14 protein-coding genes and 1 other RNA gene are annotated in these 14,794 nt (G+C 52.6%); 6 read left to right on the forward strand and 9 right to left on the reverse strand.

Annotation, left to right across the window (positions count from 1 at the left end; all coding sequences use genetic code 11):
- Window positions 1-1,509 precede the first annotated feature (1,509 nt).
- The 8 genes from ACUHMQ_RS18315 to ACUHMQ_RS18350 all read right to left on the reverse strand — a co-directional run bounded on the left by ACUHMQ_RS18315 (window position 1,510) and on the right by ACUHMQ_RS18350 (window position 8,540).
- A complete protein-coding gene (locus ACUHMQ_RS18315; protein WP_445296901.1) occupies window positions 1,510-1,827 on the reverse strand; it encodes a hypothetical protein in 318 nt (105 codons plus the stop codon).
- A gap of 141 nt (window positions 1,828-1,968) precedes the next feature.
- Entirely contained in the window at window positions 1,969-2,100 is a 132-nt protein-coding gene (locus tag ACUHMQ_RS18320; protein ID WP_445296902.1) for a hypothetical protein, read from the reverse strand.
- 16 nt (window positions 2,101-2,116) lie between these two features.
- Window positions 2,117-2,824: a tyrosine-type recombinase/integrase gene (locus tag ACUHMQ_RS18325; RefSeq protein ID WP_445296903.1), complete on the reverse strand. Its 708-nt coding sequence runs from the start codon at window positions 2,822-2,824 to the stop codon at window positions 2,117-2,119.
- A gap of 310 nt (window positions 2,825-3,134) precedes the next feature.
- Window positions 3,135-4,712 carry a glutamine-hydrolyzing GMP synthase gene (gene guaA, locus ACUHMQ_RS18330; RefSeq protein ID WP_445296904.1) on the reverse strand — a complete coding sequence of 526 codons (1,578 nt, stop codon included), beginning with the start codon at window positions 4,710-4,712 and terminating at the stop codon, window positions 3,135-3,137.
- Between the two features lie 142 nt (window positions 4,713-4,854).
- Window positions 4,855-6,018, reverse strand: coding sequence for a GGDEF domain-containing protein (locus tag ACUHMQ_RS18335; RefSeq protein WP_445296905.1), 1,164 nt, complete (start codon window positions 6,016-6,018; stop codon window positions 4,855-4,857).
- 229 nt (window positions 6,019-6,247) lie between these two features.
- Window positions 6,248-7,468 (reverse strand): beta-ketoacyl-[acyl-carrier-protein] synthase family protein, encoded by a 1,221-nt coding sequence (locus ACUHMQ_RS18340; RefSeq protein WP_445296906.1) that lies wholly within the window; start codon window positions 7,466-7,468, stop codon window positions 6,248-6,250.
- Window positions 7,465-7,710 (reverse strand): phosphopantetheine-binding protein, encoded by a 246-nt coding sequence (locus ACUHMQ_RS18345; RefSeq protein ID WP_445296907.1) that lies wholly within the window; start codon window positions 7,708-7,710, stop codon window positions 7,465-7,467. Before ACUHMQ_RS18345 ends, ACUHMQ_RS18340 begins: the two co-directional genes overlap by 4 nt.
- The gene (locus ACUHMQ_RS18350) at window positions 7,695-8,540 is read right to left on the reverse strand and encodes an alpha/beta hydrolase (protein ID WP_445296908.1); all 846 of its coding nucleotides are present in this window, start codon (window positions 8,538-8,540) and stop codon (window positions 7,695-7,697) included. Before ACUHMQ_RS18350 ends, ACUHMQ_RS18345 begins: the two co-directional genes overlap by 16 nt.
- An 83-nt stretch (window positions 8,541-8,623) precedes the next feature.
- On the opposite strand from ACUHMQ_RS18350, the gene ACUHMQ_RS18355 reads away from it, so the two are divergent.
- Together ACUHMQ_RS18355 and ACUHMQ_RS18360 are read left to right on the forward strand one after the other, a co-directional pair.
- A complete protein-coding gene (locus ACUHMQ_RS18355) occupies window positions 8,624-9,292 on the forward strand; it encodes a response regulator transcription factor (protein ID WP_445296909.1) in 669 nt (222 codons plus the stop codon).
- Window positions 9,282-10,673, forward strand: coding sequence for a sensor histidine kinase (locus ACUHMQ_RS18360; RefSeq protein WP_445296910.1), 1,392 nt, complete (start codon window positions 9,282-9,284; stop codon window positions 10,671-10,673). Before ACUHMQ_RS18355 ends, ACUHMQ_RS18360 begins: the two co-directional genes overlap by 11 nt.
- A 95-nt stretch (window positions 10,674-10,768) precedes the next feature.
- Here ACUHMQ_RS18360 and smpB read toward each other — a convergent pair whose 3' ends face one another.
- Complete coding sequence (gene smpB, locus ACUHMQ_RS18365; protein ID WP_445296911.1) at window positions 10,769-11,218, reverse strand: SsrA-binding protein SmpB; 450 nt, start codon at window positions 11,216-11,218, stop codon at window positions 10,769-10,771.
- 146 nt (window positions 11,219-11,364) lie between these two features.
- Here smpB and ACUHMQ_RS18370 point away from each other — a divergent pair, with 146 nt between their 5' ends.
- The 4 genes from ACUHMQ_RS18370 to ACUHMQ_RS18385 all read left to right on the forward strand — a co-directional run bounded on the left by ACUHMQ_RS18370 (window position 11,365) and on the right by ACUHMQ_RS18385 (window position 14,624).
- Window positions 11,365-12,390, forward strand: coding sequence for an asparaginase domain-containing protein (locus tag ACUHMQ_RS18370; protein ID WP_445296912.1), 1,026 nt, complete (start codon window positions 11,365-11,367; stop codon window positions 12,388-12,390).
- A gap of 38 nt (window positions 12,391-12,428) precedes the next feature.
- Entirely contained in the window at window positions 12,429-13,733 is a 1,305-nt protein-coding gene (locus ACUHMQ_RS18375) for a sensor domain-containing phosphodiesterase (RefSeq protein WP_445296913.1), read from the forward strand.
- 36 nt (window positions 13,734-13,769) lie between these two features.
- Window positions 13,770-13,867, forward strand: an RNA gene (ffs, locus tag ACUHMQ_RS18380) — signal recognition particle sRNA small type.
- Between the two features lie 124 nt (window positions 13,868-13,991).
- A complete protein-coding gene (locus ACUHMQ_RS18385; protein ID WP_445296914.1) occupies window positions 13,992-14,624 on the forward strand; it encodes a TetR/AcrR family transcriptional regulator in 633 nt (210 codons plus the stop codon).
- Window positions 14,625-14,794: the final 170 nt, after the last annotated feature.

The raw sequence follows: 14,794 nt of genomic DNA on the forward strand, positions 1-14,794 counted from the left end.
TTGGATCTGGTTCTACAATCACGAACGCCCTAACATGGCCTTGGGCGGTATTACCCCAATACAGCGGCTGGCCATGGTCGCATAGCGCTACTTCTGACTCCCCTTAAAAATGGGGGGATTACCGAGGAACGCGGCACTATGACCAAGCTGCAAGTAGCGCATAACGTAGTTGTTACATTGAGCCAGGGTTGTAAACTGCCCTTGCCCACCAGCTATTTGGGCAATTTCCGAAGTGTTCAATGTTTGCATGATTTCTCTCATCTCTAGTCGCTATGCCAATACGAGATATTGGCGAAAAACAAGTGGCAACAGACAACCTGGACCAATACGCTGTTCCAGTACTGGTGCGGGTTTGCGGGGAAAGACCGCATAAGCTGCCACTTAAGGGACGTTGTGGACACAGGGTGCCGCATAGAAGTTCCACCTCCCCTTAAAAATCTTCCCTGCATGACCAGAAACCAAGGCTGCAAGTCCTGTTTCCAATAGCCGACTGCTGCATGGGCGATTGGCGCACACACGCCAGGGTGAGGCATTGCGTAAAGCGTTAGTTAGGCTCTTTTCTAAGCACGCAATTCTCCTGAAAATCTCTACTAGAAAATGGACTAGTTAGGCCAGCCAGCGTGTACTTGATAATGAAGTTGTTACATTCACGCGGGTTTGTAGGCGCTCTTTGCCCGCCAGCTACTTGGTCAACTTCTGAAGCGTGCAATGTTTGCATGATTTCTCTCATCTCTAGTCGCTATGCCAATACAAGATATTGGCGAAAAACAAGTGGCAACAGACAACCTGGACCAATACGCTGTTCCAGTACTGGTGCGGGTTTGCAGGGTTAGGCCGCATAAGCTGCCACTTAAGGGACGTTGTGGACACAGGGTGCTGCGTAAAAGTTTCCACCGCCCTTTAGAAATCCCCATGCATAACCAGAAACCAGGGCAGCAAGCCCTGTTTTCAGTAGTTGATTGCTGTCAGGAACGATGGGGGCAAATACGTCAGAGTGAAACGTTGCGTAAGGAGTTAGCTAGCCGCTTTGGGGAGCATGCATTTCTCCCGAAACTTTTTACTGAAGAACAGAGTGCTATAGCCATCCATCAAGGAGCGGATAACGTAGTCATTACATTCATTCCGGGTCATCGGCTGTCTTTGCCCACCAGATACTTGGTCAATTTCCGAAGCGTGCAATGCTTGCATAATTTCTTTCATCTTTAGTCACTATGCCAATATGAGATATTGGCGAAAAACAAGTGGCCGCAGGCAACCTGGACCAAGGCGCTGTTCCAGTATTGGTGCGGGTTTGCGGCGTCGAACCCCGCAAGCTACCACTTAAGGCGCCTTGCGAACACAAGGCGCTGCAGAATAGTTCCACCGCCCCTTAAAAATTTCTCGCTACTGACGTGTTTGTATCGTCCCATCGCACAAGTATCCGTCACGGACATTCCAACCTTGGTCGGCGACGATAGGTAATCTTTCTATCTGAGTGCATACCCCCTCAAGAGCGACCAGAAACTCCGGCTACAGGTCTTCTTGTCCGCAGTCGACAAGATCACTGCACCGCTTAAGCGCGTCAGCACAGCGGGCAGCACTACCACCTCCAAAATCAAAGACCTTCGTGACAAGCTGTCGCAGCTGAACAAGACGACCGGCCAAGTTGATAGCTACCGCACAACCAGCGAACAGCTCGCCAAGACCAGCCGTACCCTTCAAGAAGCCAAGGATCATGCCAAGGCATTGGGTTTGCAGCTGAAAGCCACCGAAATACCGAGCAATGCCCTGCGTAAGTCGTTCGAAGCGGCGAGGAAGGAAGCGCAGCAACTCAGTAACAAGCACCAAGAGCTACAGGCCAAACAGCAGCGCTTACGGGCCAGCTTGGCAGCGAGCGGGATCTTGACCAGCAAGCTTGCCAGCCACCAGCGGGCACTGAAGGCCGCTACGTCCGAGGCCAGCGCCGCACTGGCTCAACAGGAAGGCCGCCTAAAGCGCATCAACGAGCAAATGCGCCAAGCTGCCCGTCTGCGCGCCCAATACGGCAAAGCCAACGCGTTGCGCTACAAGATGGCAGGCAATGGCGCTGCCATGCTGGGGACAGGTTTGGCGGCCGGGCACGCCATGATGGCACCGCTTAGTCCCACAGTGTGGTGGTTCTCGATTGGAATGTCGCAATGGAGCAAGGGCGTACCTCATCGGCCGGGTTTTCGAATTTATGGCCCTGTTCGTTTGCAAAGCGATAGACCATATGAACAATCTCACGGGCATGCACAGCCGTCGCAGGGGCCCCTCGCTCGACAATCTGGGTGCATAAACGACGTAAATCTTGGTGTGTAATTTCCCCCATTTGGAGTCGCCCAAAGGGATTCTTGAGATCACGCTCAAAAACCGATATGCGCATATCTCGCGTTGAGTCTGCCATTGTGTGACGCTGAATCCAGAGCTTTGCCCACTCTCCAAACGTACCTGACTCTTTTTGCTTTTGTTTGTCCCGTGCTTTCTGGCGGGTGGGTGATATCCCGCCTTTTAAGTCTTTTTTAATCCCCACCAACTTTTCTCTTGCTTCCGCAAGCGTTATTCCTCCTACGCCATAACACCCCAGAACAATCGTCTCTTGGCGACCGTTAATGCGGTAGTTGTAACGGAACGAGATTGTGCCTGTAGTGAGAACGGTCGCATAAAGACCATCCCTGTCTGAAATTTTGTACGCCTTCATGGTTGGCTTGAGCTTTTTGAGCTGGGTATCTGTAAGCATTTTTTTGGCAGATTTGTTCCTACTACAGTGATGAACCAATCCAAGCGAAAAACCTGCTATGAAACAGACAGTTAGAGGAAAATCCATGTTGATTTCCTCTCTAAAGCCACCTTTTTTCCTGATTTTGATACCATCATTTTAAAGGGGTGTTTTTCGTAATGAATCATATTTTATATCAACAACTTACGCAGATTTGATACCATCATTCGGACAAAAAGTGCTTGATGGTACGAAGCGAGGTTGCTGAGAGTAGGAAAAAAAGTACCATCAAAAATACCATCACTTTCTGCTGCTTACCGTTGCCAGCCACTGCCCGTCGTTGCCAGACAAAAATATAAAAGCCCTGATAAATCAGGGCTTTCTTCGGATTTCTTGCCAGTCCTTGCCAGACGACTTTTCACTCCCATTCTATTGTTGCAGGCGGTTTGCCCGACACATCGTAGACAACTCGGTTGATGCCACGTACTTCATTAATGATGCGATTCGAACAACGGCCCAATAATGAATATGGCAACTCAGCCCAGTGGGCAGTCATAAAGTCGCTGGTGACCACAGCACGCAGGGCTACCACCCACTCGTAGGTACGGCCGTCACCCATCACGCCAACAGACTTTACAGGCAGAAAAACAGCAAAGGCTTGGCTGGTCAGGTCATACCAGGTCTTGCCACTATGCTCATCGACTGTATTACGCAACTCTTCGATAAAGATGGCATCGGCACGCTGCAACAAGCTGGCGTATTCGGACTTTACTTCACCCAGAATACGCACGCCAAGGCCGGGGCCTGGGAATGGGTGGCGATAAACCATTTCATGGGCCAAACCCAGCGCCACACCCAATTCACGGACTTCATCCTTGAACAACTCGCGCAAGGGTTCCAAAAGCTTCAGGTTCAATGTTTCAGGCAAACCACCTACATTGTGGTGGCTCTTGATTGTGTGCGCCTTCTTGGTTTTGGACCCAGCCGACTCGATCACATCCGGGTAGATAGTGCCTTGCGCCAACCATTTCGCGTTTGGCAGCTTCTTGGACTCACGCTGGAAGACTTCAACAAACTCACGGCCAATAATCTTGCGCTTGGCTTCCGGGTCTGTTACACCGGCCAAGTGACCCATGAATTCAGCGCTGGCATCAACACGGATCACCTTCACTCCCAGACCACGCGCGAACATGTCCATCACCATGTCGCCTTCGTTCAGACGTAACAGACCATGATCAACGAACACACAGGTCAGCTGGTCGCCAATCGCACGGTGAATCAGCGCAGCAGCAACGCTGGAATCCACACCGCCCGACAAACCCAGGATGACTTCCTCATCGCCAACCTGCTCGCGAATCTTCTTCACGGCTTCGTCGATGTAATTGGGCATAGTCCAACTTGGCTGGGCGCCTACAATACCCAGGACAAACCGGTGCAACATGTCGGTACCGCGCTTGGTATGGGTCACTTCCGGATGGAACTGCACAGCATAAAACTTACGTGCTTCATCAGCGATAGCAGCAATCGGGCAGGAAGTCGTCTCGGCAATTAGCTTGAAGCCTTCGGGTATGGCCGTCACCTTGTCACCATGGCTCATCCACACATCCAGCAGGCCATGACCTTCCGTATTGGTACGATCTTGTAGACCATTGAAAAGCTGCGAATGGCCACGGGCGCGAATCTCCGCATAGCCAAATTCACGCTTTGTTCCCGCCTCGACCTTACCACCCAGTGTTTGCGCCATCCATTGCATGCCATAACAGATGCCCAACACCGGTACACCCAATTCCAACAAGCCGGTATCCGCCTGATAGTCGCTTTCGTACACGGAATTCGGCCCGCCCGACAAAATAATGGCTTTAGGACCAAACGCCTTGATCTCGGCCAGAGACATATCGTAAGGGTGCAGTTCGCAATAAACATGGGCTTCGCGAACACGACGGGCAATCAGTTGGGCGACTTGCGAACCGAAGTCCAGGATGAGGATTTTGTCCATAAACGGGCAGGCTTTCCTTGCAAAAACCGGATTTTACAGGAGCCAGCCCGCTACGCCTAACGTATGGATGAATGAGTTTGAAGCAACCCAAAGCGTGCCTCAGCCAGTGATATCAATTTGATAGCCGTTCTTGAACAGATACTCAGGTCGTACTTGGCGCCATCACCATACTGTCGGCCCCGGCCCTATGCGCCTGGAACAACGCATGCTCAGCTTGCTTGAATACCAGACTCAACTCTGTTTCCAAGTTAGGCAAGGACGCAACGCCGACACTGGCTGTAAACCAAATTGGCCCAGCAGGCGAATAGACCACCAGATCCTTTACTCTACGATGCAGCCGCTCTGCAACCGTAGCAGCACCTTCCTTGTCCGCATTCAACAGCAGAATGGCGAATTGATCTATTTCAAGTCTGGCCAAGCCGTCCACATCACGCAGCTCCTCGTGGACAACATCTGCAAATGCAACGAGCACCTGATCACCCGCTATCGAGCCGTAGTTACTGCATAGCGTGGCGAAGTCATCAATCATCACCCGCATTACTGAAGTCGGTGACCAATGCCGCGCCAGGCGGCTGGATTCCCTTTGCAGTAGGTCAGCAAAACCACGTGCATTGTGGCTACCGGTCAGGGCGTCACGCGTTGTCGCATGCATCAGACCCGATGTCAGACGTTCATGCATCAACCACCAGCAGCCCAGCACCAACCAAATACCAAAAAACAGGGACATGATGAAGTAAGCCAGCTGCACGGTCTGGCCAAACTGCGAATCCCGTATAGGGCTGATGGCAACCGCCACCATACGCGCCAGGTTGATAGCCCCCCACCCCCAAGCCAGAAAACGCATCAATTTGAAGCCAAGCTGTTGCTGACCAGGCACCTTACGATAAAGGCGCGGCAAAACAAGCGCGACAAAAGCCAGCTGTACCAGGCTGAAACTGAAAGCCTGCATTGGGAAACTGGTCCAGACGAATGCCTGAAATAGAGAATCGAGTAGAACAAAAGTCAGTAAAACCGATATGCCCCGCCATTGACGATGACGATCAGTAAAATCATCAAAACCAATCAACACTGCACTACTCCCCAATGCTGCAGGTAAATAGCCCAATACCTTGCTTGGTCCATGGCCCGGGGTATCGAGCAATACAAACAGCAGCTGCGCAATAGCGAAACCCAGCACCCCTACAGCCCAGGCAGTCGGTCCGCGAACAATATCTCGCATTCTTTGGCCAGCCACATATAACAGCGCAGCCAATTGCATCAGGATTAATGCTTCGGTAATGACAAGCGTTCGTAGATCTAAGCCCATTAGACAGTGTCCAAATGAAAAAGTAAGGCGACATTAACCTATACAAATATACGCATTCAAACACTGCCCTGTCTCGCGAGCGCAATTTAACCGGGCTTACTCACATTCTTGTCTATTTCAGGATAGAAACTTGAAAGACCTCAAGCAATCGGAGGTCAGCCCCTATTTATTCACGATCTGCTGCAACACTGACCATCAGCGGTTAAATTGCAGCAGATCGTGACAGGAGTTACACCGCAGTGAATACCAACACTGCATTGGTTCCACCAAAAGCAAATGAATTACTGATGGCTGCTTTCAAATTAGATGCCGCAATACCGGTATCTTTTACCAGTGGCATATTGCATGCCGGATCTGGGCTAACACAATGTGCAGTAGGTGGAATCTGCTTGTGATGAACTGCCAAGGCAGTGACTGCAGCTTCAAGCGCTCCAGCGGCACCAAGAAGATGACCATGCATGGACTTGGTTGAGCTGACCAGTAGGTTGTCGGCATCGGTTCCCCATACTTCCCGCAGCGCAACACATTCAACCGGGTCCCCCACAATGGTAGCGGTACCGTGGGCATTGCAGTACCCAACATCGGCCGGTGTTAAATCGGCATGGCGTAGTGCGGCACGTAGTGCGCGTGCCTGCCCATCGGGTTCGGGACGTGTAATGTGTACTGCATCACAGCTCATACCGAAGCCACTGATACGCGCATAAATGTTCGCACCACGAGCACGCGCATGGTCCTCACGCTCCATGATCAACATGGCAGCACCTTCGCCCAGTACCAATCCACTACGGTCCGTCGAGAAAGGACGGCATGCCGTTTCAGGGTATACAGCATCGGGCACCGCCAATGTCTGCATGGATTGCCACGCCCGAATCACACAAGGCACCAACAGCGCTTCACTACCACCCGCGATAGCAATATCCGTCTCACCACTTGCAATGGACCGATAACCCTCCCCTATCGCGACAGAGGACGAAGCACACGCAATGGAGTAAGTCATGACGCGACCACCTACCCCAAAACGCATCGCAACATGCGCTGCAGGGGCATTGGTCATACTGGCAACGACGGATAACGGTGAAACACGCGGTTTGGCTGAAAAATGGCCGGCATATGAAGCTTCAATCGCACTGGCTCCCCCCATGCCGCATCCCACGTAGACGCCTGCATCAGCAAGTGCATCTTGTGCAAGGCCCGCATCTTTCAACGCCAAGTCAGCCGCTGCGACAGCCATCTGGCTTACACGATCAACACCAGACAATTGCAAACGACTGAACCAGGGATCTGGCGCAAAATCAACCACACCAGCAGCCGTTGCAACCCCATTCGACTGTTCACCAGGCAACAGGCGAATACCTGACTGCCCTTGCATTAGGCTTTCGAATACAGCCCCTGTTTGGTTACCCAAGGGGCTGATCAGCCCAATGCCCGTCACTACGACGGCATGCTTCATGCCACAGCAGCCATACTGCACAACTCATCGACCAGTGCGGTCAATTCTGCAAGATTGCCTACCTGGGCGCGATCATCAGAGATGGTGATGTCGAATGCCTCTTCCACGGAAAAGAGCAATTCCACCTGACTGAGTGAATCGAGACCAAATTCGCTGAGCGGGCGCTCCGGCAACAATTCGGCACGGTCCACGCCGTATTTTTCTACGATCAGGTCCTGAAGAGTGGTTAAGGTTGTTGACATGCTTGCGTTCCTTGCATCAAGTTAAATAACTGTTTATTCGAAGTAATAGGTTGCGGCGCCGACCGACCATGCATGAAGTCGACAATTTCACGGTTGACCAGCTGTCTGTCGTTATCCAGCGTCACCATGTGATAGCTGTTTTCCAGAATCGTGAATCGGGTTCTAGCCTTATTAAGCTTGGCGACCAGATATTCCGGACTTCTCAGGCTGGCCACTTCATCCTCCCTGGCGTGAAGAATCAGGCTATGCATATCGATACGGTGCAGTTGCCGCTTGGTATGCGCGATGAGGCGTTCCGCCTCATGGACAGCCCACAGGGGCAACTTGGCAGCACCCGCAGCCGAAACGGCCTGCTTTTCAAGCTCCCGGGCAATCCATTTGCGGATTTGCGGATTCTTGACGCCGTAGGGTTCCCGTTCAGCAGTACCAATCCAACGCCGCAATCCAGGTAAATAGCCCAATTGGCGCATCCAGCGCCAACGGGAAAGTCCCCAGCCGTCGTAATACAAAGTAGGAGACAGTAATATCAGCTTGTTGACCCGGTTAGGATGCTCAGCCGCCAGCGCCAATGCCAAAATAGCGCCTATGCATAGACCCCCGAGTGCGATTGTTCGATCATCAACTATCGTGTTTTCGAGCAACCGCTCCCCTTCGGCAAGCCAATCCTGCCAGCGCCGTGGTTGCATATTTTGTGTATAGCTGTAACCCGGCAGCACAGGCGTATGCAGTTCAATGCCCTGTTGCGCCAAAGGCGCCCGCATCGCAGAAAATTCTGCGGGGCTGCTGATCAAACCATGTAGCAACATGCATTGCTGTGATTGCTGGGGCAAACTGATATCCATTTCAAACGGGGACTATTCATCAAATAGTCACCATGCTAACCAAACAAGCTTAAACATAACTGAAAGCGAATATGCGTATATTGCTTGCCGAAGATGACCCGGCCTTACAACGTGGCCTGCGGGAAGCGCTGGCTCGTATGGGTTATCAACCAGTCGTAGTGGGCAATGGCGAGCATGCAGATACCCTTTTGGCATCGGAACAATTTGATCTTGTCGTGTTGGACCTTGGGCTGCCAGGACTAGATGGGCTGGATGTATTAAGGCAGTTGCGCGCACGGCGCCAATCGGTGCCCGTACTGATACTTAGCGCACGCGACCGCCTGGAAGACCGCATTGCCGGTCTAAACAGCGGTGCAGATGACTATTTGACCAAGCCCTTCGATCTCACGGAATTTGAAGCCCGTGTACGTGCACAACTGCGTCGCGGTCATGGCGCAGTAACGACGCTGGGCAAATTGGAATGGCACTGGCCGACACGCCAAGCAGTGGTGGATGGGCAAGCCTTGACGTTATCAGCCAAGGATTCGGTTTTGCTCGAGTCCTTGCTACAGCAAGCCGGTAAGGTCGTAACCAAAGAAACACTGGCATGGCGTATGGGGGATACCGAACTGGCCGCTGGTGAAAATACCGTCGAGGTGTACATCCATCGCCTCCGGCGCAAGTTGGTGCCAGCAGGTCTGGTTATACTGACAGTAAGAGGCGTTGGGTATTTTTTACAGGAAGCGCCAGATGCTGACTAGGCACTCCCTGCGCCGTACGCTGACCACCAGGTTGGTCGCAGCACTATCTGTCGTGGCCTTGATGGGATCAGTTGTCGGCTATGCCCTGGCGGATCGTTATGCCAACCTCGCTTATGATCGGGCGTTGCTTGATTTAGCCATCAGCCTGTCAAAGCAGGTGACGCTGCACAATGGGGTCGTTCGTCTCGATCTGCCCCCTTCTGCTCAACGCGTCCTGCTGGCAGACCAATACGACGTCATTGTCTATCGCGTTACTGATCTCACCCAAAACCGAGTGCTTGGCCAGCATGGTTTGCCTACTCCGCTAAAAGCCGAGATGCCGGTTGATGGAAGAGCCCTCTTCCAGGACATCAAATCCTCTCTGGGGCCGCTACGTCTGACCCGTATGGTCATCGATCTGGAGAATGGTAAAACCGCTTTGGTCGAAGTCGGCGAGACACGCTATAAGCGGGACTCCTTGATTCGCGACGTACTCATCGCATTGATTGGATTGATGATGGTACTGGCGGCAGTGACTATCGCCGTCTTGTGGGATGGCATCTCCCGCGCCTTAGCACCATTGGTCAAACTGGAAGTCGAAGCAGCCAGTCGATCACTCGACAATCTCTCTCCACTTGACCTTGGTACCGCGCCTCGCGAAGTACGCGGACTGATCAACTCCATCAATCACATGATGGCGCGCCTGGAAACCGCTGTGAATGTGCAACAGCGCTTTACTGCCAATGCTGCTCACCAATTGCGCACCCCGTTAGCTGCACTTCAGCTACACGTACAGCTGTCCCTGAAAGACCCACGCAATGCTGCCTCACAAGATGTATTAAAGGAAATCGAGCAAAGCGCTTCTCGCGCCATTCATACAGCTGAACAGCTGTTGACCTTGTCTCGTGCGGAGTCTGCACAGGTTCACATGGGTGCATCGGAAATTGATCTGGCTGTGCTGGCACGTAGTGTCACAGAACGGTTTGTACCAGCAGCCCTTGCCCGGCAAATCGACCTGGGTTACGAAGGCGCAAACCAACTATCGGGCTTGATCGGCAATCCGCAGCTATTGGAAGAAATGCTAGGGAACCTGATCGACAACGCCTGCCGCTACATTTCACCAGGTTGCTGGATAACCGTATCCGTCCAACGGTGCGGGGACAACGCGCTGATCAGCGTAGCTGACAATGGACCCGGCATTCCGCCATCACAACGGGAACAGGTATTTCAACGTTTCTTTCGCGGTGACAATGTGCCGGCAGAGGGTGCAGGCCTTGGCTTGTCCATCGTTCGGGAAATCACGGAACAACATGGTGGGCGAGTCGAAATAGGAGAAAATGAGCAGGGATGCGGCTGTAAAGCGCTGGTTACATTGCCAATGGCCCCAGAGAAAATCCTTTAGGACGACAGACACATACCCTGACTATGCATGCAGCGAGCCAAAACCTGCTCAAAGTCTCGCGAACTAGAGCAAGGGGTCAGACTGGTTCTTCGGCCTTACCCCTGCCGTACCTTCATGGCACGTTGCACTTCACGCTGGGCATCCTTGTCCCGCTCGCTGTTGCGTTTATCGTGCAGCTTCTTACCTTTTGCCAAACCGATCGCCAGTTTCACGCGACCCGCCTTGTAGTGCATATCAAGCGGGGCCAGAGTGTAACCGGCACGCTCGACTTTACCTATCAGCTTGTTGATTTCCGCCTGATTCAGCAGCAATTTACGGCTACGCGTAGGATCTGGCAGCACATGGGTCGACGCCGAGGTCAGGGGCGAAATATGTGCGCCCACCAACCAAAAAGCGCCGTTGCGTAGAATCACATACCCTTCCTTGATCTGCACACGGCCCGCACGAATAGATTTCACTTCCCAGCCTTCCAATACCAAACCCGCCTCGAAGCGGTCTTCGATGAAGTAGTCGTGAAAAGCTTTACGGTTATCAATAATGGACATGGTTGGCTAGTTGGATGAGAGCGCGGTAAAGTCCGCCCGACACGTAATACCTGGAAACTTGGCCCATGGCCTTTTAAAGCGATTCCAAACAACTGCCGGACTTGTGCGCAAAACAAAGCACGGATTTTACTCGAATCCCACCTACTATGCCCGCCAAACACCTTTTTGTAATCTACGCCGGTGGCACCATCGGCATGAAGGCCACGCCTCAAGGGCACTCTCCGGTACCAGGCTATCTACCTGCTGAGCTGGCGCAGATTGCGGCCCGAACACCCAATTTCCCTGCCTACACCCTCAAGGAATACGCGCCACTTATCGATTCATCCAATCTCAAACCTGAGCATTGGAACGCTATGGCAGCCGACATTTCACGCAACTATGCCGATTACGATGGCTTTGTCATCATCCATGGCACTGATACGCTGGCCTATACGGCCTCTGCGCTGAGCTTCATGTTGGAGAACCTGGGGAAGCCTGTTGTCGTGACAGGCGCCATGGTGCCGCTGTCGGAACACCCTAATGACGCGGAACAGAACCTGATCGATGCGTTTCAGTGGGCAACTCAACCAAACCTATTCGAAGTGTGTGTTGCATTTAATCGCCAGCTGCTTCGCGGCAATCGTAGCCGTAAGCTCTGGGGAGCAGAAATGGGCGCATTTGGCTCGCCTAACTATCCTATCCTGGGACGGGTTCAGGGACATTACGAACTTAATATCGCGCTTTGTCTCCCTAAGCCACACGGCGCTTTCCAAGCTCACCCAATCAACCCAGCATTACCGATTACCGGTTTCAAGTTGTACCCAGGCTTCAATGTGGAAATCCTCAAGAAGCTACTGCTTGCAGAACCACCGTTGGCCGGGCTGGTATTGGAAAGCTACGGTGCAGGTAATGCCCCAGATGCTGATGCTGAGCTGTTGGCTGCACTGTCCCACAGTACCCACAAACAACATACGCTGATTTTGAATACCACCCAATGCGTCTCTGGCAGGGTTGATATGGATAACTATGCAACAGGTTCTGCACTCGCACGGGCTGGTTTGGTTTCGGGCTGCGATATGACCCCCGAGGCAGCACTCTGTAAGCTCTACTTTTTATTGTCTCAGCGCACCAGCGTATTGGGGCCAGAAGACAAACTGCCGATCAGCCTTCGTGGTGAATTGAGCACCGGTTGAGCGTCAAACCACTCAAACAGATACACTGTGTTCCGCCCATGCCTTCCCCTCCTATTTTCCAACTGAACGATTTGCTGGACCTGTTACAGAAACAGGAGCCCCATTACACGGCCAGCCATCGTGGGTTGATGCTCAACAGCTACTTCCAGCCTATCTTCAGCTTCGCTCATCAGCGAGTCGTGGGGTATGAAGGCCTGATGCGGGCATGGACAACATCTGGTCAAGCTCTGCCGCCAACCACTGTATTCACCACGTCGACGAACGAGCCGGAATTGGTTACGTTGGACCGGCTATCCCGCGTGCTGCACGTCCAGAATTTCTGTTCGCTATCCGACAAAACAAGTGAGCCACCGCAATGGCTATTTCTGAACGCCGAGCCCAACGCTTATGCGCAAATGAGCCGTTACGGTTATTTCTTTCCTGAATTATTGGAACGAGTCGGCCTGCCGCCTGAGCGTATTGTCATCGAGGTACTCGAGACTGCTATTGAGAATCAGCGAGCCCTGGCGCGTTCAGTTGATTATTTCCGCGAAATTGGCTGTCTGATCGCGATTGATGATTTCGGGGCCGGTCATTCCAATGTTGACCGGGTTTGGCGGCTACGCCCTGAGATCGTCAAGCTTGACCGGACGTTGATTGCCAATGCCACCAGTAACGGGGAAGCACGGCTCATCCTCCCTGGTTTGGTCAGCTTATTGCATGAGGCCGGCTCGTTGGTACTGGCAGAAGGCGTAGAAACAGAGGAAGAGGCATTTTTGGCGTTGGAAGCAGATTGCGATCTCGTCCAGGGCTACTATTTTGCCCGCCCCGCCCCTGGATTGTTGAGAAGCGGGCCAACCGCGCCCTTGTTCCAGGACCTATGGAACAACTTCAACACCCGCATGCGGCTCGATATTGAAAGCAATCAACAACAACTCGCCCCTTACTGCTGTGCTTTGTTGAAAGGCGCGGCGCGACTGGCCGAAGCTGAACCATTTTCCTATTCAGCCCAAGCCTTCATGGTCGAGCCGGCAGCACTGCGTTATTACTTGCTGGATGCCGCTGGGCGCCAAGTCAACGTCAATACTCAAGGCACAAGCGAACGCGCTGTCACACCACGTTTCTCTCCGCTGGACGACACGCATGGCGCCACTTGGTCCCGTCGTCACTATTTCCGCCAGGCTATGAAGCGTTTTGGCGAGCTGCAGATATCCCGTCCCTATTTATCAATCGTTGGTGAAGAGCACTGCATCACCCTGTCGCTAGGGTTATTACTCGACGGTAACCCCCACGTCCTGTGCGGGGATATCCAATGGCGCGGTGCGGTTGAATTCGACTCCGTAGCAGATACGGTGTTAGAATAACGCTCTCGTCGCCTTGACGGATTGTTGTTCCTCAATGGCGGGTCTCCTCGCATTGCCAAGTCGTGAATCTGGTCAGGTCCGGAAGGAAGCAGCCACAGCGATGTAGGTAAGTGCCGAGGGTCGGGCTCGCCACCTCCCTCTCATCGCATAATCTCACCTTATTACACCCACCTGGTTCTATGTGTCCAAATCGGACTTTAGAGCAGTTACTCAAGTCGTGTAATATTACGTCATTCTTACACTTTGCTTTGAATGACAATGAAGACTTACGACCGCATCGTGCAGGAAAGTCTCCAACTCTTTAACGAGCATGGCGAACGCCCGATCACGACCAATCATATCGCTGCCCACCTTGGCATCAGCCCAGGCAATCTGTATTACCACTTCCGTAATAAGGAAGAGATCGTCTATCAGATCTTCCGCTTGTATCAGGAATACATGCGAGAACACCTGAGCGTGCCGGAGAACCGGGCGTTACAAGCAGAGGACTTAGGGCAGTATCTCGACGCCGCATTTACCGCCATGTGGCAGTACCGGTTTCTTTTTTACGATCTTCCTGGCCTGTTAAGCCGTAACCCGCAACTGCAAAGCGACTACCAAGCTTTCGTAAAAAATGACATTGCACCAGTGCTGGCACGTGCATTCAGCGAATTCGCCAGCATCGGCTTTTTGTCGGTCAAGCTGGGTGAGATTCAACCATTGGCAACCACAGCCTGGTTGATCGTGAAATTCTGGTTCACATTCCAACAAACCGTGCGCCCAGATATTCCACTGACGGAAGAAACTGGCAAGCAAGGAGTACGGCAAGTATTGGCGCTGCTCAAGCCTTATGTGCAGCCCGAATACGCCACCACATTTGAGAAGATCGAAGCGCGTTACAGACCAAGCTAGTCAACAGATCATTCTGCAAGCCCCGCCTTGAAGCGGGGCTTTGTCTTAGAACCTGTTCAAAGTCTTTTCATCTAGCTCCAGACCGGCGATGCTTGCCCAATGAGAACCCCTTACCCCAGCGATATCAGTCGCGAACAATTCGAAGCCATCCGCCCTTTGCTGGAAAACGC

This window comes from Chitinimonas violaceus (assembly GCF_052601015.1).

Coding starts and splice junctions, on each gene's coding strand:
- ACUHMQ_RS18370 (WP_445296912.1), top strand. CDS start 11,365: ATGCCCGCCAAACACCTTTTTGTAATCTACGCCGGTGGCACCATCGGC.
- smpB (WP_445296911.1), bottom strand. CDS start 11,218: ATGTCCATTATTGATAACCGTAAAGCTTTTCACGACTACTTCATCGAA.
- ACUHMQ_RS18375 (WP_445296913.1), top strand. CDS start 12,429: ATGCCTTCCCCTCCTATTTTCCAACTGAACGATTTGCTGGACCTGTTA.
- ACUHMQ_RS18355 (WP_445296909.1), top strand. CDS start 8,624: ATGCGTATATTGCTTGCCGAAGATGACCCGGCCTTACAACGTGGCCTG.
- guaA (WP_445296904.1), bottom strand. CDS start 4,712: ATGGACAAAATCCTCATCCTGGACTTCGGTTCGCAAGTCGCCCAACTG.
- ACUHMQ_RS18345 (WP_445296907.1), bottom strand. CDS start 7,710: ATGTCAACAACCTTAACCACTCTTCAGGACCTGATCGTAGAAAAATAC.
- ACUHMQ_RS18385 (WP_445296914.1), top strand. CDS start 13,992: ATGAAGACTTACGACCGCATCGTGCAGGAAAGTCTCCAACTCTTTAAC.
- ACUHMQ_RS18325 (WP_445296903.1), bottom strand. CDS start 2,824: ATGGATTTTCCTCTAACTGTCTGTTTCATAGCAGGTTTTTCGCTTGGA.
- ACUHMQ_RS18335 (WP_445296905.1), bottom strand. CDS start 6,018: ATGGGCTTAGATCTACGAACGCTTGTCATTACCGAAGCATTAATCCTG.
- ACUHMQ_RS18340 (WP_445296906.1), bottom strand. CDS start 7,468: ATGAAGCATGCCGTCGTAGTGACGGGCATTGGGCTGATCAGCCCCTTG.
- ACUHMQ_RS18360 (WP_445296910.1), top strand. CDS start 9,282: ATGCTGACTAGGCACTCCCTGCGCCGTACGCTGACCACCAGGTTGGTC.